Annotated in this window: 15 protein-coding genes and 2 pseudogenes; 6 read left to right on the forward strand and 11 right to left on the reverse strand. The window is 61.5% G+C overall.

Annotated elements, in window-relative coordinates; genetic code table 11:
* The first annotated feature begins 877 nt into the window (after positions 1 to 877).
* From AC1DQ3_RS26725 to AC1DQ3_RS26740, 4 genes are all read left to right on the forward strand, one after another.
* Entirely contained in the window at positions 878 to 2152 is a 1275-nt protein-coding gene (locus AC1DQ3_RS26725) for a site-specific integrase (protein WP_477123169.1), read from the forward strand.
* A gap of 9 nt (positions 2153 to 2161) precedes the next feature.
* Complete coding sequence (locus AC1DQ3_RS26730) at positions 2162 to 3880, forward strand: site-specific integrase (protein ID WP_477123170.1); 1719 nt, start codon at positions 2162 to 2164, stop codon at positions 3878 to 3880.
* A 455-nt stretch (positions 3881 to 4335) separates the two neighbouring features.
* Positions 4336 to 5934, forward strand: coding sequence for a hypothetical protein (locus tag AC1DQ3_RS26735; RefSeq protein WP_477123171.1), 1599 nt, complete (start codon positions 4336 to 4338; stop codon positions 5932 to 5934).
* The gene (locus AC1DQ3_RS26740; RefSeq protein WP_477123172.1) at positions 5915 to 6352 is read left to right on the forward strand and encodes a hypothetical protein; all 438 of its coding nucleotides are present in this window, start codon (positions 5915 to 5917) and stop codon (positions 6350 to 6352) included. Before AC1DQ3_RS26735 ends, AC1DQ3_RS26740 begins: the two co-directional genes overlap by 20 nt.
* Positions 6353 to 6568: 216 nt before the next feature.
* Here AC1DQ3_RS26740 and AC1DQ3_RS26745 read toward each other — a convergent pair whose 3' ends face one another.
* The gene (locus AC1DQ3_RS26745) at positions 6569 to 6868 is read right to left on the reverse strand and encodes an SOS response-associated peptidase family protein (protein WP_477123173.1); all 300 of its coding nucleotides are present in this window, start codon (positions 6866 to 6868) and stop codon (positions 6569 to 6571) included.
* Positions 6869 to 7133: 265 nt separating this feature from the next.
* Here AC1DQ3_RS26745 and AC1DQ3_RS26750 point away from each other — a divergent pair.
* Both AC1DQ3_RS26750 and phbB (AC1DQ3_RS26755) read left to right on the forward strand, forming a co-directional pair.
* Positions 7134 to 7701: pseudogene (locus tag AC1DQ3_RS26750) on the forward strand (phasin family protein).
* 393 nt (positions 7702 to 8094) lie between these two features.
* A pseudogene (gene phbB, locus AC1DQ3_RS26755) lies at positions 8095 to 8839 on the forward strand (acetoacetyl-CoA reductase).
* A gap of 118 nt (positions 8840 to 8957) precedes the next feature.
* Here phbB (AC1DQ3_RS26755) and AC1DQ3_RS26760 read toward each other — a convergent pair.
* From AC1DQ3_RS26760 to AC1DQ3_RS26805, 10 genes are all read right to left on the reverse strand, one after another.
* Entirely contained in the window at positions 8958 to 9452 is a 495-nt protein-coding gene (locus AC1DQ3_RS26760) for a MarR family transcriptional regulator (RefSeq protein ID WP_477123174.1), read from the reverse strand.
* A gap of 265 nt (positions 9453 to 9717) precedes the next feature.
* The gene (locus AC1DQ3_RS26765) at positions 9718 to 9945 is read right to left on the reverse strand and encodes a hypothetical protein (protein WP_477123175.1); all 228 of its coding nucleotides are present in this window, start codon (positions 9943 to 9945) and stop codon (positions 9718 to 9720) included.
* Between the two features lie 628 nt (positions 9946 to 10573).
* Entirely contained in the window at positions 10574 to 11122 is a 549-nt protein-coding gene (locus AC1DQ3_RS26770; protein WP_477123176.1) for a plasmid pRiA4b ORF-3 family protein, read from the reverse strand.
* A 58-nt stretch (positions 11123 to 11180) separates the two neighbouring features.
* A complete protein-coding gene (locus tag AC1DQ3_RS26775; protein ID WP_477123177.1) occupies positions 11181 to 12296 on the reverse strand; it encodes a CapA family protein in 1116 nt (371 codons plus the stop codon).
* A gap of 255 nt (positions 12297 to 12551) precedes the next feature.
* The gene (locus AC1DQ3_RS26780) at positions 12552 to 13487 is read right to left on the reverse strand and encodes a type VI secretion system accessory protein TagJ (RefSeq protein ID WP_477123178.1); all 936 of its coding nucleotides are present in this window, start codon (positions 13485 to 13487) and stop codon (positions 12552 to 12554) included.
* 92 nt (positions 13488 to 13579) lie between these two features.
* Positions 13580 to 14140, reverse strand: a complete 561-nt coding sequence (locus tag AC1DQ3_RS26785; RefSeq protein ID WP_477123179.1) for a DUF6781 family protein — start codon at positions 14138 to 14140, stop codon at positions 13580 to 13582.
* A gap of 50 nt (positions 14141 to 14190) precedes the next feature.
* A complete protein-coding gene (gene phbB / locus AC1DQ3_RS26790) occupies positions 14191 to 14937 on the reverse strand; it encodes an acetoacetyl-CoA reductase (protein WP_477123180.1) in 747 nt (248 codons plus the stop codon).
* A 43-nt stretch (positions 14938 to 14980) separates the two neighbouring features.
* On the reverse strand, positions 14981 to 16156 hold the full coding sequence (locus AC1DQ3_RS26795) for an acetyl-CoA C-acetyltransferase (protein ID WP_477123181.1): 1176 nt from the start codon (positions 16154 to 16156) through the stop codon (positions 14981 to 14983).
* A 43-nt stretch (positions 16157 to 16199) separates the two neighbouring features.
* Positions 16200 to 17864 (reverse strand): class I poly(R)-hydroxyalkanoic acid synthase, encoded by a 1665-nt coding sequence (gene phaC, locus AC1DQ3_RS26800; protein WP_477123182.1) that lies wholly within the window; start codon positions 17862 to 17864, stop codon positions 16200 to 16202.
* Between the two features lie 260 nt (positions 17865 to 18124).
* Positions 18125 to 20419 carry an NADP-dependent malic enzyme gene (locus AC1DQ3_RS26805; protein WP_477123183.1) on the reverse strand — a complete coding sequence of 765 codons (2295 nt, stop codon included), beginning with the start codon at positions 20417 to 20419 and terminating at the stop codon, positions 18125 to 18127.
* Positions 20420 to 20421 lie beyond the last annotated feature (2 nt).

Consider the following 20421-nt stretch of genomic DNA (forward strand, 5'->3'; position numbering starts at 1 on the left):
GCTGCCCCTAAATTAACGACACAGTAAGACTTCTATGGGGCGTTGGAAGTCAAGCACCTATTGCTGTGGATTCGGCCAACAATAGGATCCGCAAGATCACGCCAACACCGTAATTTGCACCTTTGCTGCGTGCATCGTGATAGCAGTTGAATTTGCCCCATGCCTCCGGACACGGTCACATCCTTAGGGTTGATATCTCCATGGCATCTGAGCTCTCGCGGTGAGCGGCAATTCCGCGCGCCGTCGGGGAACGGCTCGCGTTGTAATGCTCATCGGCGATAGCGAGGTTGCGTGCCGGCGTATCGCGTGAATATAACCAGACCTATCACGAATCAGGACCGCCCAACGGAGTCGTGTTTCGCTTTGCGCGCTCGGTGGGCTCGGTCTCGCGCGCAGCGATAAACCGCCGTTCCGCCATTTTGATTAGCGCGACGTGCTCGGCAGTAGACAAATCAGCAATCGCGCGGCCTTCTGGCTGTATGACCGGCTTAAGCCAATACAACGCCAACAAAATGCGAGAACGAGGGGCCGCTGTTTGAGCGGAGCAGCCGCTAGAATGACCGCGTGGCGGTGATGTCGAACGGCGGCTCATGGCCGGTCTCGGCCGGCTGCCGGCTTGGGCCTGCGCGCCGAGCGGGGATCTTGTTCAAGGCATTGTCCGCGCTCACAGTCGGCACGGTGGAGTTGCTCGCGCCGATTGTCCAAGCGTGCTACAAGGCCGGCTGTGGCGAACGCCGCCGGCGCAGTCGCGACAGTGCTCTGCCTTACCGGATTCGCAGGTGGGTTCGCAGAGGCCCGTCGGATAATGGTAAGCAGACGTAATGGACGTGTAACCAAGATCGTCGAGAGTATGGACACCGATGCTTGGAGGGTGTTCATGGCTAGTGTCGAACATATCCATTTTGTCCCTCACCGATGTGAGATTGCTGACGGAAAAGTGCATTATGCGCCTCAACGTAATGGTCGAGCGATACCGTCCTTGGCGCAGATATTCTGGGCTGATCACTCCCCATGGACGGAGGCAAACCTCTGGGCCGTCGAACGTGTCATTCGTGAGATGGTGGGCGTTGAGACTATTGAATCGAATCTCCGTGGCCTTGCCGACTTCGCCTCTTTCCTTGAGTCTCGCGACCTGAAGTGGTTCGCCTTTCCGATCCGCAAGGAGGAGCGCTGCCTCGTTCAGTATCGGGGTGCCCTCATCGATGCCAGGAATAATGGCCAGATTAGCCCTTCGACCGCAAGCATGAGGATGCGCCAGGTCATTCATTTTTATCGTTGGGCCCAGGCACGCGGTCTGATTTCCCCTACATCGCCGCTCTGGCGTGACAAGATCGTCTTCATCAAATACTTCGACTCCGTTGGCTTTGAACGAACCCTTGCGAGGCTAACGACGGACCTTGCGATTCCCAATCGCGCCCGCCCAGGTGAACGGCTCGAGGACGGTCTGCTGCCAGTGTCCACAGGAGACCGCGACGCGATTCTCACTTTCGCACACGAACACGCCAGCCCGGAGTTGTTTCGCATCCTGTCACTCGGCTTCTTCTCTGGGATGCGTCTAGGTACCATCTGCGATTTGAAGGTCGCGACGCTTGAGCACGCTGTACCAGACTCTTTGGCGCCAGGGTTGTGCCGTCTCGCCGTCGGCCCTGGCGCTTCTCCACCGGTTCACACCAAGTTCGGCGTCACTGGGCAGGTGTGGATTCCGCAGCCGTTGTTGGAAGACCTGCTCGAGTACGCCGGCAACCCACGGCGTTTGATGCGGGAAGCAAAGGCATCGCATCAGGACCGACATTTGCTCTTCCTGACGCGGTTCGGCAATGGCTATGGCCGGCGGAACTCGGATCAGTCGACGGCAGTCAATGTCGAGATGTCCTCCTTGCGGCGGACTGGAATTGCAGCCGGCCTCGGCGTAATGCGTCATTTCCATGTGCACCAGACCCGCTGCACGTTTGCCACGGAGTTGGCGCGCCTGGTCATAGCGGCCGGTGGCGCTGTCAACGCCGTCGCCATCGTAAAGGACGCCTTGCTGCACCGGGACGAGGCAACAACGTTCCGATACATCAAGTTCATCCAAAAGGCCTCCGCCAAGGAGGCGGCAGCCAACGCGTTCATGGCCGCCTTTACTGGAATCGTCACGCAGCGGACACCGTGAGGAGTCGAGATGTGCGACATCGATCTTCCAGATCTGACGTTTCCAATGATCCGGCTCGGCCCCAAGGAGACGCGTTGGGATTTGCGCTCCATACTTTATCGTGGCGGTGCCGCGGCCCCAGTGAATAAGGTTGCGGGTCTAATAGCAGGCGGCTACTTGGGAGCCCCTGTTTTGGAGCGAATACAGCTCGTTCAGAGAATACACGCAGAGATTGCGAGCGGCCTTGTCAGCGGTGGTAGTAAGGAGACCGCAAGGGCCAAGATCTATTGCCTGCGGTGGTTTTTCGCATGGGCTGATGATTCCGGGCCTGCGTTGTGCCTCGACACCGTAGCCCGTACATTTGTTCACTGGACCGACTACCTGTTGCACCGGCAACGCGTTGACCGCGATCTAACGGAGCGGGGCGCGTACCAGCTTGCCAAGTCGGTTGCCGTTGTGTTGGACAGAGTGTTAGAACGACGTGTCTGCACTCTGCTTGATACGCGTATTCGCAAGCCCCGCGACGACCGACTGGTTCATAACACCAAGGCAAGCAAGCAGAGCTTGGCTCAGTCGTTTGCCTTTGGGCACGCGATAGTCGATATTTGCGATGCATTAACTGTGGAGTCGATACGCGGTTCACTGCCAGTGCGTGTTCCGTTCCGTAACGGGAAGGTCCTTGAAGAATGGTCGTTCCTGCCGCGCCCAGAAGTCGAGCGTGCTGACGGAGATGCATCGCGACGGCGGCGTGCTCCCATTTCCGATCAAGCGCGCGCCGCGTGGACGGCGGATACGTCGTTCCGCACTCGATATCCACTGGTCAATTTGAGGATCGAAGCCGAATTGCTACTGTTCATCGCCCAGACGGGCATGAACCGGACCCAAGTTGTCACGGCCAGCGTGGGCCATTTCCACTACACGAGTCATTTGGACGGCTATCAGGTACGCCGATACAAGCATCGCCGGGAAGGCGAGGTCGAGTTCGAGATCTATCGCGAATATCGTTCCCTATTCGAACGTTACCTCACTTGGCGATCAACGATGTTTCCGGATGATCCGTGCGGCTTACTTTTTCCGTTTGTGAGGCGTAGCCGTGCAGAAGATACGCCTCCAATGTTCAACAGGGTCCGGACGATATGCAGCAGGCTTGGCATCGCCTTCGTGTCGCCTAGGGTTTTGCGCAAGGTCAGAATCAACTGGCTGCTACGAGAGTTGCAGGATCCAGCGCTGGCGGCTGAGATGGCACAGCACGCACGCGAGACTATGCTGCGCGACTACGCCGAACCCAATCCACAGGTCGCAATGCTGGAGATTTCGCGCTTTCACCGCCATGCGGATCCGAACATCGCGCCTCCCGGGCCAGGGCGATGCGTTTCGCCAACACCTGTGGCCGTGCCGGGTATCCCACCGCATGCGACGCCGCCCGACTGCATTAGCCCGGCAGGCTGCCTGTTTTGCGTTCACCATCGCGACGTCGATAGTGAGGACCACGTCTGGTCCCTAACAAGTTTCCGTTACCTGAAGTCACTCGAATTGGCACGCGACCGTCCGTCATCTGAACCTAAGAAATCGGCCGTTCCACATCCCGCCGCACTCGCCGTCGACAGGCTAACCGCCAAGCTGAAGTTCTATGAAAGCAGCAGCGAGGTGCGGGGATTGTGGGTGCGCGAAGCACTCCTGCGCATTGAAGAAGGCGACTATCATCCCGCTTGGCAGGGCTTTGTCCGTCTCGCCGAGGTTCGCTCATGAGCGTCGATCCCTTGCGCCTAGGACTCGCAATTGAGTCCCCTCTGGTCGTACCCACTGCGCCCAACTACCGCCCGTCGACCTGGCCCCCGGCACAAGACTGGCCAGCGATCATCGACGTTGCAGGCAACGTCGTGAGCCGTTGGGGCGATTCGATCTGGAGGATGGACCCGTGGGCAGGCAAGGCAGTTCCGCTCAATTTCGGCGATGGCGATTTGCACAGGTCGCCACCGATCGATCGGGCCAACGCAAATCTATTGAGACTGATCGTGGGGTGGTGGCTGTGGGGCCCACGCGGTGCGCGGTCGGCACGAACGTTAGTAACGAAGTTTGGCCTGATCCGGCCGCTGTTTGTCTTGTGCTCACGTGAGGGCATCCTGGCGTCAGATTTAATGCGTTTCCCGCGTGTGGCAAGCCGGCTTCCCGAGGTGATTTCGCCATCGCGCGGGAGCAGCATCATGCGAATCCTGCACGCGCTCCATGAGCATCGCGACGACCTCGGCTTCACCTTGCTGGACCGTGATGGGATGGTGTGCCTAGAGGCGGCACTCCCAGCCCACGAGATGCTGCAGACGCCCTACGTCCCRCCACGGATCTGGCGATACCAGCTAGAGCGGCTCCGCACATGCCTCGACGATTTCCTCGCACACCGAGAGCAGGTCGAGGACTGTTTTCGCTTTTGTGTTGACGCCTATGCCTGGAATTATGGATCTCTTACGGCGGCGCTTGTGGGGCCAGTCTCCTCGGCGTCCAATCCATTTCAGTGGATACGCGGCGTTACCGGAGCGAGAAGCGGCAAGCAATTCTTTGGCCCCTTTGCACTGACGGCTGTGAAGTTCGGTATTGACGAGCTGCTGGCGCGCTGGGTGGGGCCTCGAGGGCGGCAGTATGGGAAGGCATCGATTGGGGTGGATTCGTTCTCCGGATACCTCACCCTGGTCAGCCGCGTCGGGCTCGCCTACTTGTTGAATTTCTCGTTAATGCGAATCGAGGAAGGATGGAATCTTCGGGCAGATTGCCATAGTGTCGAAGATGATCCTGTCTTTGGTCCCATCCATACCTTACGCGGCGTCACGACTAAAACGATGCGTGATCTCGAAGCGATCTGGATCGCTTCACCCTCGGCGAAAGAGGCGGTGGAGGCGATGAACGCTATCGCGCGCCTACGGATCGCGTGCGCCCAGGCTAATCCATCGGTACCGCTCACATCGGAAGACGGGAGCAATCCTTTCCTGCAGACCCATGTCTATGAACCGTGGAACGTGGGTCGCAAACCGGCCTATCACCTTCGGCATAGCAATCCCAGTTACTCTGTCTTGCTAACGCTATACCCGAAATTGTTTGATCCGGCCGAACTGCGCATCACTCAACCGGACCTTGACGTGGCACGGCTTGTCACACCAACACTGGATTCTAGGCGGTTTGCAGTGGGCAAGATCTGGCCGTTGGCATGGCACCAATTGCGGCGAACCGGGGCGGTCAACATGCAGGCATCCGGCCTCGTGTCAGACGCCTCGCTTCAATATCAACTCAAGCACGTTTCACGTGCTATGAGTTTGTACTACGGTCGCGGCTATGCTCGTGTGCCACTTGAAGAAGACGCCCAAACGCTCTACGTGCGAACCATGTATGAGACGCTCGGAAGGAAACTCGCTTGCATGGTGACGGACCGTTACGTCAGCCCGCACGGGGATAAGCGTAAGGCAGAAATCGTACGGCTCATTAATCCGAACGACGCAAGAAAGTTGACAAAGCTCGCAAAAGAAGGCCGCGTAGCCTGCCGCGAGATCTTGCTTGGTCTATGCACGAACCGCGGGCCATGCCCTTATGGCGGCCTCGAGTCCATCGCGCATTGCGGTGGCGGCGATCTCAACCACGCTGGGAAGCCCTGTCCTGATGTCCTGTATGACAACGACAGGGTTGGGCAAATTGAGGCCTTGGAACGGCATCTCGATGAGCAGCTCGCAGGAGCGCCACCTGGTAGTCCATTGCGGGCGTCACTGGAAGCCCAGAAACGCAGTGTCAGGAGCTTCTTCGATGTCATCAAACCAGATTGATCCCGGCACGCGGCTATCGGCCGAGGCAGCGTATCGCCAAGCGTTCGAGCGTCTAAAACGAGGACAACCCGAGCGGCTGCCTGAAGGAACGCCAGTGAGCCAGAATAACGTCGCGAAGGAAGCCGGCTGCGATCCCAGCGCATTGAAGAAATCACGGTTTCCGATGCTGATACAGGAAATACAGCACTTCGTCGCTGCGCATGCCGATGATCGCCCACCATCCCCACGCCAAATTCTTCAGGCGCAGCGCAAGCGCAATCGCAACCTGCGGGATCGAATCGAAGATCTCACGAAACAACGGGATCTGGTGACCTGTCTGCTGAACGAAGCCAATGTAAAGATTCTCGAGTTGACCGACCGCGTCGCCGAATTGGAAGCCAAGTTGCCTTCAAATGTGACGCCAATCCGTCGCCCATGATATGTCGGTCGGCCGGACAGTCTTCGCCGCGCCGGCGTCCAGCTCGACATAGTCTACTTGTGCCCGCGAAGTCAGCCAGCACGCGAAGAACCTTGAGGTATGGACGCCATCATGGCCCCCCCTGCAAAAACCGATGGCGCTATGGACAGCGTCATTTCAGATCAAGGCCGCGCCAGCACTGCGAATTTTGGATGTCCATGCCATGGCAACTTACCGTTAGGCTGGCACGAGACAGAGCAGACCGTTCGTCCAGGCACCCGCAAATGATCGCTTCTCGCGAATCGTCTCCGATCGCGCATTGGTTGTCTCGAATTTCTTTACGCCGGGCGGAATGCGGGATTTCGGGATCATGCCGAAGGTACCTATCAGAGCTTGGCGTTTGCCATCCTGATTTGCTCGGATGATTGGCGCGCCATAGTCCGGCCAGGTCTCCTGCGGGTACTCCAGGGCGGACGGCTCGACGCCGTAGACGTCGCGCAGCAGCGGGCGTTGCACCGGGGCGTAGTTATTGCACATGCTCATCTCCAGGCAGGGACGTGAGTGGCAACACCCGGCGCGCTTTTTCCGAGACGCGCCGGTGGTCCTGCGCATCTTGCCACGTCGTCGTCGAGGTGAATATCTTGTCGATCCCGCCGCCGAGCAGGTGCGGGAGTGGCCAAAAGCAGGGGGCAACAAACGGTGGCGTCCCCAGGTGGTGAAACCCTTCGACCATGGGCGCGCGATACCAAACTTGTATGTCGTCCATCAGACACGCGCCGTCGAGCTACAGGAGAGAGCAGCAATGAGTGTTATCGACCAAGAGCCATGGCTTGCCGCCCAACGAGCTAACGTCGCAAATCTGTTCGCCCTGACAAACAAGGCAATTGAAGGCTTCCACAAGTTGACCGAACTGAACCTGGAGGCGACCAAGTCCGCGATCGACGAAAGCCAGGACTGCCTGCAACAGGCAGTGGCCGGAAAAGGCTTGCGGGAGCTGTTCGCGCTGCAAGCCAGCCTGGCCCAATCGGCGGCCGAAAAAGCCATCTCGTACAGCCGTCAGGTCTACGACATCGTGGACGGATACCCAGGCCGATATCGGGAAAGTGGCGCAAGCACAATATGAACAGCACAGCCGCAACGCGCAAGTGCTGCTCGATAATTTCGTGAAGAACGCGCCGGCCGGTTCGGAAGCCGCCACCGCGCTGCTGCAATCCGCGTTCTCGGCCGCCCAAGGCAGCTATGAATCAGTGCAGCAGGCCGCCAAGCAAGCGGTCGAAGTTGCCAGAACCAACGTTGATGCGGCGGCCAACGCTGCGTCGGAGGCTGCGCAGCAAGCCGACGCACGAGCGCCGCGCACCGCAAAGCGGTAGGACTTGCGACGCTGCGCAATGGCACTGTCGTTGCGCAGCGCCGTGCTCCTGCAGGTGGGCTAAGCGCTCCGAACCTCCAACGGATTCGGATGGCATCCGGAGCTTAAGCGCAGCTCTCTGGAGCGTTTCGTTCCGGCATCGCGCAACCCCCAAACAAATCCATCCCCGATGTTCCGATTGGAGGGAATGGTGCGCCCGGCTACTGCCTGCACGGGCGGGGAAATTAAATCCAACAAAACCAGAAGTCGGAAAAACCGGCGAGCTAGTCAGCCAAGGCTGAGTGCGTCCACCTTGCCGCGTGCCGGGTAGCCATCTCGAAAGCCGATGGCAATTTACTCGGGACGACCATGGGGTGTCAGGGGTCGGTCAACATTAGGATTACAGATAGGTAGTATGACGAAACGAATCGCAGTAGTGACAGGCGGCATGGGCGGGCCTGGGAGAGGCTATCAGCATTAAGCTGCACGACGCGGGCTATACCGTGGTCGTGACCCACTCGCCAGAGAACCCGAACGTGCAGAGCTGGCTTGCTGCCATGGTTGCCGCCGGCCGGGAGCTGCGCGCGTATCCGGTGGACGTGGCCGACTACGACGCGAGCCAGGCCTGCATGGCGAAGATCCTGGCCGACATGGGTCGGGTCGACATCCTGGTGAACAACGCCGGCATCACCCGCGACATGGCGTTCAAGAAAATGGACAAGGTGAACTGGGACGCCGTGATCCGCACCAATCTTGACTCGGTGTTCAACGTCACCAAGCCGCTGTGCGAGGGCATGGTCGAGCGCGGCTGGGGCCGCATCATCAATATCGCCTCCATCAACGGCTCCAAGGGGGCCTTCGGTCAAACCAACTACGCGGCCGCTAAGGCCGGCATGCACGGTTTCACGAAGTCGCTGGCGCTGGAAGTGGCACGAAAGGGCGTGACGGTTAACACCATATCCCCCGGTTACCTCGCCACCAAGATGGTCACCGCCGTGCCGCAGGAGATCATGGAGACAAAGATCCTGCCGCAGATTCCGGTCGGCCGTCTCGGCAAACCGGAGGAGGTGGCGGCCCTGGTTGCCTATCTGTGCTCGGAGGACGCGGCTTACGTGACCGGATCCAATATCGCCATCAACGGCGGGCAACACATGCAATAAACGATGGGCGGGACGCGGTAGTGTCCGCGCCGCGTCCCGCCCGCGCGTTTCCTGCGCGTTGCGGGGGCCGTGTGCGGCGCGGCCCCGTCTCTCTGGTGTGGGCTGGGTGTGTCGCCGGCTATGCCGCGTTGGCAAGCGGAGCGTCGAACTCCGGCGGTCGGCCTTGTTGGCGTTTCCGCTGGCTGTGCTCGCGCAACGTCGACTTCATGCGTCGAAGCAAGGTACCGAGCGCCGCGCGCTCCTGGCGGTCAAACGGGGCGACGGAGACAGAGTGGAGCGCGCGCACGGACTGGCTCACCCGCGTCACACGCGCCATCGCCTCGGGGGGAACAAACGGCTCGGCCGTTTGCGGGGCTGAGGTGAACGCCACCCACCCGGTGGCATGCAATTCGGCGAGCAAGCGTTCGGCTTGCTCAGCATCGATCAGCAGCGGCCCAAGATAGTCCTCGTGGCGCACGAACTCGCCATGCATGATGGCACGCAGCAGGACCCATTTCACATAATTGATCCCGTACACCGAGAGTTCCTGATTGAGTACGTCCTGCCAGGCTTTGACGGTGTCGATCAAGTCGAAAACGACCGGCTCATGCGATTCTTGTGCCAAAGACTTCATATTCTTGTCTTGTCCCCCTCTTGTGTTTGTCCGCAAATTCCGGCCCCGGTCGACTTGGTGCCGGAATGGTGCAGCGCTAGCTGGCGTCAGCACGTGGGTGCTGATCTTTTCTGCCGGGGGAGCGAACATAGCAGAAAAATACGGCAGAAAAATGAAATGAAGGGTTTTCCCTGTGTGCCTCAGGTAGCCAATCTGGCATCGGCACTTCCAAGCCAACTCGCATGAGTGGCAATTGCTACACAGCAGTGAGAGCGGGGGCAATGGGTCAAGCAGGTTGGAAGTCGAAATTCACCGCGGCATAGAGTGCATTGCACGCCCAGATCTCGTTGCCATCTCGGTAGAACACCACACGCTTTCCATCGCTGACACAACGCGCTTGCGGAAAAAGTGCTGCATGGTCGTTTTTCAAAGCCTGCATCGGCGTGCGCTCGCGGCAGGTTGCCCAATAGAGGCCGGGTGGGAGAGCGGTAGGTGCTTCCAGGTCGAGCTTCATTGGACGACTTCCTGTTGTGGTGACGATCTTATCGTCATCGCGCGCGCCGCTGACAGCGCCAGCGCGCGAGCATGGCTACGCTTCGCAATGTTCCACATAGCTATCGCAGCGTCCACCCCCGTTTGGGGGCATCATTATCCCGGTGGCCGCTGATGTTGGCGCCGCTCGACGTTTATCTGATTGCGCCCCCATGCCAACTCCTTCTTGATCGTATCCTTGAGGCCGGGAGTCCCACCGCTTACTGTCAGACGGTCGAAGGCCGCGGCCATCGTAATTGATGTGGTCTTCAACGCAGCCAAAAAGCCCGCATGATCGACATCGCGTTGGGGTCAGCATGTGGCTTCTCTTTAGCGGGGGTGGGGGCACGCCACCTCCCCGGTAACGGTCAGTGACTTGAAGTACAACGTACACCCCGTTGCTGCTCCACGTCCATGTAGATGAGGACGACGTTCGTGCAGGGGATAGAGAGACTAGGCCCTCGGAAAGCATCGGTGCAGCGCGACGGGGAATGGTGTTCTTTGCCCAAGACCCCAAGACATCATTGACGGGTTTGTGCCGGCTCTGTAGTTGGCGCAGCCCACATACGTTTCGGCTAGGCTGCAGAACAACGCTGCAGCCGTGTTTGCCCCTATCGAATTGCCCTCAACCTAGCATTCACCGCGTTCACGTCAAAGCCGGCCGGGTCGAATACTCCGCCCACCCATGACCGATAGTCCTCGTGCTGGTCATGGGTCTTGTCCTTGATCGCCGCCAGGAATTCCGGATAGGCGTGCGGGCCGCCAACATCTTCCGGAGGGCATGCATTTTCACCAGCCAGGCAGACCGGCAGGGTCAGCGCCAGGTCCGGCACGCCAAGTCCCTCTACGATGATGCGATGCGACCAATCGTCACCGAAGTCATACTTGTATTCGAACTCTGTGCCAGTCCCAAGCGCTTTGCTCAGGCGTACGCCTTTCTCCGGCAAGGTGGTTTCGACCGGGAGTTTGTCGTCGGGTACGCCATAGACGGTTACGCCGAAGTCGAATGCATGCAGATGCTCGTCTTCCCAGCCCATCACCGCCTGGATGATCTTATGCAGCTTGGGTAGCAGCACATCGGCGGGCACCGCGAATGTGCGCCAGACCAGCGGCTTAACGTCCAGGAGTTCGATACGCAGGGTTGCAGCGATTTTCAGCATGGAGACAGATTCGGGGCAAGTGTGCGTCAGGCATGCATTGTATCTGAGGCTGTTGCATTCAAGATCCGCGCGCAAGGACGCGAAACTCGTCCCGATTCAAGCGCGTGACGCACGTCCCGAACCTCAGGTCCTCGCGATTGAGAACCTCAGTGAGCCAGCAGAAGTCGATCTCATGGGCATGGCGTAATTGGAAGTGGCGGCGACGCAGCGGAACCAGCAGCAGGTCGGTGAGTCTGCCGTGGTCGCTGTCGACGGTCAGGGAGTACATCAATGCGAGGTGGGCGCCAAATTCATCATGGCCGCCGATACCCTCGTAATCGTTCACAAAATCACCGCATCCGTACAGGATGAGCTTGCCAGCATGTAATTCAATGCCCTTGGCGTGATGCGAAGAGTGACCATGGATGACGTCGACACCCGCTTCGTCGATTAACCCGTGTGCGAATGCCTGCTGTCCCGGCTCCAGGTCGTAACCCCAGTCGACGCCCCAATGCAGCGAAGCGACCACCAGGTCACCCTTTCGCTTAAACTTCGCAATTTGTCTGGCGATACGGTCGACGCTCGCCCCTGAAAAGTCACGCAGCAGATTCACGCCGGCGCGCCTGTTCGTGGCCATCCATTTGTGCGGCGTACCCGCGTTCTCCATCGTGAACGCAAACACCAGGATCCGTCCTTGGTTCGGCAGTGCGAGTATCGCTGGCCGGGCGGCCTCACTTGCGTCGTGCCCGGCGCCGGCAGTCTCGATACCTGCCATGTGGAGAGCAGCGAGCGTGTCAGTCAACCCCGCATAGCCCCAATCGAGCACATGGTCATTGGCCAGCACTGCGCAGTCGACGCCGGCGGTGACAAGACAAGCCGTATTGGCTGGGTGCATGCGGTGATGCGCGCGCTTGCCTGGCCATGCGTCTTCCGATGTCGTAATCGCCGTCGCCAGATTGATGATGCGTGCATCGGGACGCCGCAGCGCGAATTCCTCCAGCGCATCCCCCCAGATGTATGCGTGGCTCACAGCTCTTGATATCGGTCCCGTCTTACGCTCAGCCAGCTTGACGTAGTCCAAGGCGGAACCGATGGATCCCTCATGCGGCGTAGGCACGCTCGGCGTCGCGAAGAGTTGATCGACACCTCGCCCAGTCATGACATCACCACATAAGAAGAGGTTGATCGTGGTCACTGCGGGTCCCTGCCATTCGGTCAACGTTTGCGTCTCGAGCGCGATCGTGTTGGCGCCAGTCCGTGTCACACCTATGCGCGGACCGTTGTTCGGGCCGCAAAAATACCCAGTACGCCGGGATTGTTGTGCATGCTTGGCGAGAGGATGGCAAAAGGCAAGCTCATGATCTTGGTGATCCGTACCGAAGAGGAGAGCGCCTTTCCCGGGCAAGCGACTTGCGCGGCGTGGTTTTGGCCTCCTTCGCGAATTTTCACACTATCGCTCACGTTCATCGGACAACAAGGAATCAGCGGCGGGATGAAAGCGGATGACCGTCAATTGAGAGAGCGGCAAGCAACGCTGCTCGGAGCAAAGCTGTCGCTCCCCGAGGCCGGCCTGTTGTGACGAGTTCAGCCATATCCAGAGCGTGCGATGACCAAGCTTGAGATCATCGTCGGTCCACTGCGATCCAATGTAGCGCGCAGGAAGAAAGCCGGCGCATTTTGTACCATCCCATAGGAGAATCTCGACCGGCCGCCAGACGCGGTCCAGTACGTAGACGACAGGTGTCAAGCTCATCTCGGCCATGCTCTCAAATGGAACCCAAAAATAGCGCCCGCCAAGAAAAATCTCGCTAATCGGCCCCAGTCGGTCATCGCCATCATGCAACCATGCAAACGCGCCAAGATTGCTTGTCCCCGGCAAGTTCCAGGATTTGTCGGCCTCCAAGTTGTAGTCGTGCTTTGCGGCAAGGAGCCCTCCGTCGTGCCCGGATTGCAGCAGACCGAGCTGCCGCTTGACCCATCGGCGTGTGCCGGACAGGAAATTTGGGCGCGCAGCGCGACAAGCCGACTGGCTATGGAAAACGCTCGCGCGATGACATTCCGCTCGCAAGCAGCCACGGTACTGGTCGATGGACGGGCAAAACTGTGGAGCGAGCATCGCGCATTGCTCCAGCATGGTCAAGGCGATATCCCATTGACCGGTAATGCAAGCCCACTGGAAAGCCATCCAATGTGGACGCCAATCCCGCGGCGTCTGTTTTGTACAGACTAGGGATTCCGCGAGCATGGCCTCGATACACATCTGTGCTGCAAGCGCGCATGCAGCACGGTCCTCTAAGGCACCCTCGCAGTGACGCAAGATGCCGCCAATGCACACCCGCGATGCGGAAGTAGGGCCACGTTGCCGCTTGCTCATTGTGATTTTCATGACACTATTCTCGATGTCGAGTCCCACCCATAGGCCGCGTGTTCGACTTTTCTCGCGTGTCAATGAAAATAATGCGCTTTGCGGCAGTGTAGTCAAGCAATAATCGCACCAATTCCAATAGGTGCTGGGTGAGCGGCAGTTTTTGGCATCACTCCTCGCGTGTGGCATCCCTGACACACTGTTCCGAACAAATGGGTTGATTCGGAACCCTTCCTGATCCTCACCACAGCTTCGCAGGTGACGGCGTGACGTCGCAGGCGATCCACAGGCGCCTCAGTCGGAGAGACAGGTGGGAAGCGCCGGTCTCGCTGTGCAGGTAGCCGTTGGTGGTCGAAATGGAGGCATGCCCAAAATTCCGGGTCTCCTCCGTGGGTGGTTAGGGGGGCGCCACCCACGCGCGGCGCCGTTGCGCTGGCGCCGGTCGCGCTGCCTTTGAGCTTCATGCCGTCCAGCACCGACGACCAGGGCCCCTGCACCGACTGGGGAAACTCGCCGATGGATTTGGCTACCGTGGTGAACAGCGCGTCCTCCATGTTCTCGATGTAGGCCACGGCCTTCTTGACGTGGGTCTCACGCAATTGCGCACCCTGGTCGACGATCTGCTGCAACGCCCGGCGATTGGCTTCCACCGCCTGCACCAGCGCGGCGTCCATGCCTTGCGCCACGTGGGACAGCATTGGCTCAAGGTCCGGCCCCGCCATCGTCACTGCATGTGCTGGCCGCCGTTGATAGCAATATTGGCGCCGGTCACGAAGGCGGCTTCCTCGGAGGCCAGGTAGATGATCAGGCCCGCCACTTCCTCCGGCTTGCCCAGCCGGCCCACCGGGATCTGCGGGAGGATCTTGGTATTCAGGATCTCTTCGGGAATGGCGGTGACCATCTTGGTGCCGATGTAGCCGGGCGAGATGGTGTTCACCGTGACGCCTTTCCTGGCGACCTCCAATGCCAGTGCCTTGGTGAAGCCGTGCACGCCCGCCTTCGCTGCCGAATAGTTGGTCTGGCCGAAAGCGCCCTTCGACCCGTTCACCGAGGACACATTGACGATGCGCCCCCAGCCGCGCTCCACCATCCCGTCGGCGACCTGTTTGGTTATGTTGAACAGGCTGTCCAGGTTGGTGCGCAGCACTGTGTCCCAGTTCACCTTGTCCATCTTCTTGAAGGTCATGTCGCGCGTGATGCCGGCATTGTTGACGAGCACATCGACCGGGCCGGCTTGTTCCACTACGGCGGCCACCGCCTTCGCGCAGGAGTCGAAATCCGCCACGTCGCAGGGCACGGCCAGGATGTCATACCCGCGTGCCTTCATTTGCCGGACCCATTCGCCATAAGTGGTATTGCCGGGCGAATAGGTCACCGCCACCGTATAGCCGGCATCGGCCATCTTGGTCGAAATGGTTTCGCCCAGGCCACCCATGCCGCCCGTGATCAGTACTACGCGTTGCTTGCTCATGTCTGTCGTCTCTTTATGGAATCAATGGGGAATGCATGCTGTCTTAACGCTCGATGGCCAGGGCCACGCCCATGCCGCCGCCGATGCAAAGCGAGGCCAGGCCGCGTTTGGCGTCGCGGCGCGCCATTTCATGGAGCAGGGTCACCAGGATCCGGCAGCCGGATGCGCCGATCGGGTGCCCGATGGCGATGGCGCCGCCGTTGACGTTGATCTTGCTGGGATCCCAGTCCATTTCCTGGTTGACCGCGCACGCCTGGGCTGCGAATGCCTCGTTGATCTCCATCAGGTCCAGGTCGCGGATGCTCCAGCCCGCCTTTTGCAGGCAACGCTGCGAGGCCGGTACCGGGCCCATGCCCATGATCGTGGGGTCGAGCCCGGCCGAGGCATAGGCGGCGATGCGTGCCAGCGGCGTCAGGCCGAGTTCGCGCGCCTTGCTGGCGGACATCATCAGGACCGCCGCCGCGCCGTCGTTCAGGCCGGAGGCATTGCCAGCCGTGACGGTGCCGGCTTTGTCGAAAGCGGGCCGCAGACCCGCCAGCGAGTCGACCGTGGTGCCGTGCTTGATAAACTCGTCGCTATCGAAAATCACCGTGCCCTTCTTCGAGACGATGGAGACCGGCGCGATCTCGTCCTTGAAGCGGCCCGTCTTCTGCGCGAGTTCGGCCTTCTGCTGCGAAGCGGCCGCGAACGCATCCTGATCAGCGCGCGAGATGTTATAGGCCTTGGCGACGTTCTCGGCGGTGGTGCCCATGTGGTACCGGTTGAAGGCATCCCACAGGCCGTCGACGATCATCGTGTCGGTGACCTTCCAGTCGCCCATGCGCTGGCCGTCCCGCGAGCCCAGCAGCACGTGCGGGGACGCGCTCATGTTCTCCTGGCCGCCCGCGATGACGATCTGCGCATCGCCGCATTTGATGGCCTGCGCCGCCAAGTGCACAGCCTTCAGTCCGGAGCCGCAAACCTTGCCGATGGTCATGGCGGGCACGCTGTGCGGCAGGCCTGCCTTGATGACCGCCTGCCGCGCCGGGTTCTGCCCGCTTCCTGCGGTCAGCACCTGGCCCAGCAGCACCTCGTCCACCAGCTCAGGCTGCAGGCCGCTGCGCTCGAGCAATGCCTTGATCACGGTGGCGCCCAGTTCTGGCGCCGACACCTTGGCCAGCGATCCACCGAACTTGCCGACGGCGGTTCTGGTTGCAGCGACGATAACAACATCTTCCATATGACTCTCCTGGGTGAATAGGGGATAGGGGGGCGGGCCAGCGCTAGCTGGCTTTCGCCTTGACGTAGCGCCCGGGTGCGGGCTCGATCACGGGGTAGCTGGCGCTGCCTGGCGATTGCCGTACGGCGGTCCGCGCTCCGGCGTGTTGCCCGAGCCAGGTGGCCCAGGCTGGCCACCAACTGCCTTCGACGCGCTCGGCGCCCCCAAGCCAACGCTGCGCGTCGCTTTCCAGCGGGCCGGTCCAGTGGTGGCGCTTGCCCTTGGCCGGCGGATTGATCACGCCGGCGATGTGGCCGCTGGCGCCCAGCACGAAGGTCGTCGGGCCGCCGAGCAGGCGCGTGGTGGCATAGGCGCTGCCCCACGGCACGATGTGGTCATCGTGGGAGGCATAGAGGAAGGCGGGGACCTGGACCCGGGCGAAATCCACCGCCTCCCCGCATTGCACGGTGCCGCCGGGAAGGCGCAGGCGGTTTTCGAGATAGGCGTTGCGCAGGTACCAGCAATACATCGGCCCCGGCAGGTTGGTGTCGTCGCAGTTCCAGGACAGCAGGTCGAACGCCGGTGGCGCGGTACCCTTCAGGTAGCTGTTGACGGCGTAGGGCCAGATCAGGTCGTTGGCGCGCAGCGCGGCGAAGACCTGGGCCAGTTCGCGGCCACGCAGCAGGCCACCGTGGCCAATTGTCGCCTCGCGGACCGCGACCATGGCCTCATTGACTAGCAGGCCAATCTCGCCGGTATCGTGGAAGTCCAGCATCGTGGTGAGCAGTGTGACGCTGGCGACCCGGTCCTGGCCCCGTGCGGCGGCCACGGCCAGCGTGCAGGCCAGCAGCGTGCCGCCCACGCAGAAGCCGAGCGTGTTGACGCGATCGGCGCCGGTGATGTCCTGTGCCACGTCGACACTACGCAGGACGCCGTCTTCAACGTAGTGGTCCCACGTCAGATGTCCCTGTGCGTCGGAGACGTTGCGCCACGACACCAGGAAGACCGTATGCCCTTGTGCCACGGCATGGGCGACGAATGAATTCTCGGGCTGCAGGTCGAGGATATAGAACTTGTTGATGCAAGGCGGCACGATCAGCAGCGGACGCTGATAGACCTTGGCCGTAGCCGGCGCATACTGGATGAGCTGCATCAGCTCGTTCTCGTACACCACGGCGCCCGGGGTGGTGGCGACGTCGTGGCCGACTTCGAAGGCCCGGTCGTCGGCCATCGAGACGCGCCCCTTGGCCAGGTCTTGCAGGAACAGCCGCATGCCCTGCACCAGGCTGGCGCCGCCGGAGTCCACGGCAAGCTGCAGCGCCTCGGGGTTGGTGGCCAGGCAGTTGGCCGGACTGAGTGCGTCCAGCATTTGGCGCAGCGCAAACTTCCACTGCGCCTTGGTCTGCGCATCGGCCGGCGACTCGTCGATGGTGCCGCGGAGCAGCCTGGCATAGCTCTGGTAGTGGCGCACCACCAGTTCGCAGCGCGGGTCATCGCGCCAGGCCTGTGCGGCAAAGCGGCGGTCGGGGGTGCCGGTGGGTTCTCCCATCGGCCAGAATGCCGTCATCTGCTTAAATGCCTGGTCCGGCCAGGCGGCGAGAGCACGCGCGGCCGTCAGCATCGACACCGGCGCGAAAAGCGCGTCGACGCCGAGCGCACGCAGCATGGTCTGCTGCGCGCCGAAGAGCTCGGCAATCCGGCGGGCGGGATCGGGTGTAGGAACGGTCATGAGATCGGGAACAATGTGTGAGCGAGCGAATGAGGCGGCACCGGACTCAGTGCAGCTTCACATGGGGTTCCGTGCGTCGGACGATCGAGCGCGCGAGGGTGTCGAGCGCCACCTTGGCGAAGCCATGCAAGGCCAGTTCGTGCATCTTGTAGAGCGAGAGATACATCAGCGGCCGGTGTCTGGATTCGCCGCCGTTTGCGCCATCCCGCCGGGATGCTGGCCCTGGGCGGCAACCAGCATCCCGTGGCGATGCTCCAGGTTCAGTCGGGCGACCCCGCGGCGGCGCGCTGCGAGCCCGCATCGACCGTAGCCAGCGCCGTCATGTTGACAATGCGGCGGACCGTCGAGGATGACGTCAGGATGTGCACGGGGCTCGCCGCCCCCAGCAGGATGCCGCCCACCGTGATGCCGCCGCCCGCCGCGATGCGCAGCAGGTTGTAGGAGATGTTCGCGGCATCGACATTGGGCATCACCAGCACGTTGGCTTCCGTCGCCAGGCTCGATTCCGGAAATTCGTGATCGAGGATGGGCTTGGACAGCGCCGCATCCCCCTGCATCTCGCCATCCACCGCGAGCGACGGCTCCTGCGCCTTCACCAGCGCCAGCGCTTCGCGCATCTTCACTGCCGCGGGGGCGGTGGAGCTGCCAAAGTTGGAGTGCGACAGCAGTGCCACGCTCGGCGTGATGCCGAAGCGGCGAACCTCGTCGGCCGCCAGCAACGTGATCTCGGCAATCTGCTGCGCGGTCGGATCCAGGTTGACGTGGGTGTCGCAAATGAACAGCTGGCGCCCGGGCAGCATCAGCATCTGCATGGCGGCCAGCGTCTGGATGCCGGGCTTCATGCCGATCACGTCGCGTACGTAGGAAAGGTGGTCCTGGTAGCGGCCCACGGTGCCGCACAGCATGGCATCGGCCCGGCCCTGGCGCACCAGCATCGCGCTCAGCAGCGTGCCACGGCTGCGGACTTCCTCCTGCGCCAGGGCGCGGGATACGCTGTCGCGGCAGCTCAACTGGTAGTAAGCCTCTGCCGCGCTGCTGTACACCCCAGGGTCCAGCGGATCGACGCATTCGCAATCCACATCCGGCTGCAGGCGCAGGCCGAATTGCGCGATGCGCTGCGCGATCACGTCCGGGCGGCCCACCAGCAGCGGGCGCGCGACGCCCTCGTCGATTACCACTTGCGCGGCGCGCAGCACGCGCTCGTCCTCGCCTTCGGCGTAGATCACCCGCTTGGGTGCGCGCTTGGCGGCGGCGAACACCGGCTGCATGGCACTGCGCGACTGATAGACGAACTGGCTCAGGCGCTGGCGATAGGCCCCCAGGTCCGCGATGGGCCGCGCTGCCACGCCGCTGTCCATCGCTGCCTTGGCAACGGCAGGGGCAACGGCCTCGATCAGACGCGGGTCGAACGGCTTGGGAATGAGGTATTCGGCGCCGAAGCGCAGGCCGACTGTGCCGTAGGCCTGCGCCACCATCTCCGGAATCTCGGCATGCGCGAGATCGGCAATGGCCCGCACGGCGGCCAGCTTCATCTCCTCATTGATGGTGGTGGCCCCAACGTCCAGCGCGCCGCGGAAGATAAACGGGAAGCAGAGGACGTTGTTGACTTGGTTCGGATAGTCCGAGCGGCCTGTGCCCAGGATCGCATCGGAGCGTACGGCCAGTGCATCTTCCGGCGCGATCTCGGGCGTGGGGTTGGCCATGGCCAGGATGATCGGGTCGCGCGCCATGGCCCTGACCATCTCGGCCTTAAGCACGCCGCCGGCCGACAGGCCAAGAAAGATGTCCGCGTCGCCGATGATGTCGGCCAGCGTGCGCGCGGAGGTGTCCTGCGCGTAGCGCGCCTTGTTCGGGTCCATCTGCTCCTTGCGGCCCTGATAGACCACGCCGGTGCTGTCGGAGACGAACACATTGCTCTTCCGCAGGCCAAGGCTGACGATCAGGTCCAGGCAGGCGAGGGCGGCGGCGCCCGCGCCGGACGCCACCAGCTTGACCTCGCGGATGTCCTTGCCGACGTGCTTGAGCGCATTGAGGATGGCCGCGGCGGCCACGATGGCGGTGCCGTGCTGGTCGTCATGGAAGACCGGGATCTTCATGCGTTCTCTCAGCTTCTTCTCGATGTAGAAGCACTCGGGCGCCTTGATGTCCTCCAGGTTGATGCCGCCGAAGGTCGGCTCCATGCGGGCGATGGTGTCGATCAGCGCATCCGGGTCCTCCTCCTCCAGTTCGATGTCGAAGACATCGATGCCCGCGAACTTCTTGAACAGGCAGCCCTTGCCCTCCATCACGGGCTTTCCGGCCAGCGGGCCGATGTTGCCAAGGCCCAGCACCGCCGTGCCGTTCGTGATGACGGCGACCAGGTTGGCACGCGAGGTGAGGTTCATCGCTTCGGCCGGGTCGCGCACAATTTCCATGCAGGCGTCGGCCACGCCGGGCGAATAGGCGAGGGCGAGGTCGCGCTGGGTGGCCATGGCCTTGGTGGGCGTCACCGAGATCTTGCCGGGCGTGGGATAGCGGTGGTAATCGAGTGCGGCTTCGCGAAGGTTGTCGGTCATGG

It is taken from the genome of Cupriavidus sp. 01T418 (assembly GCF_056398885.1).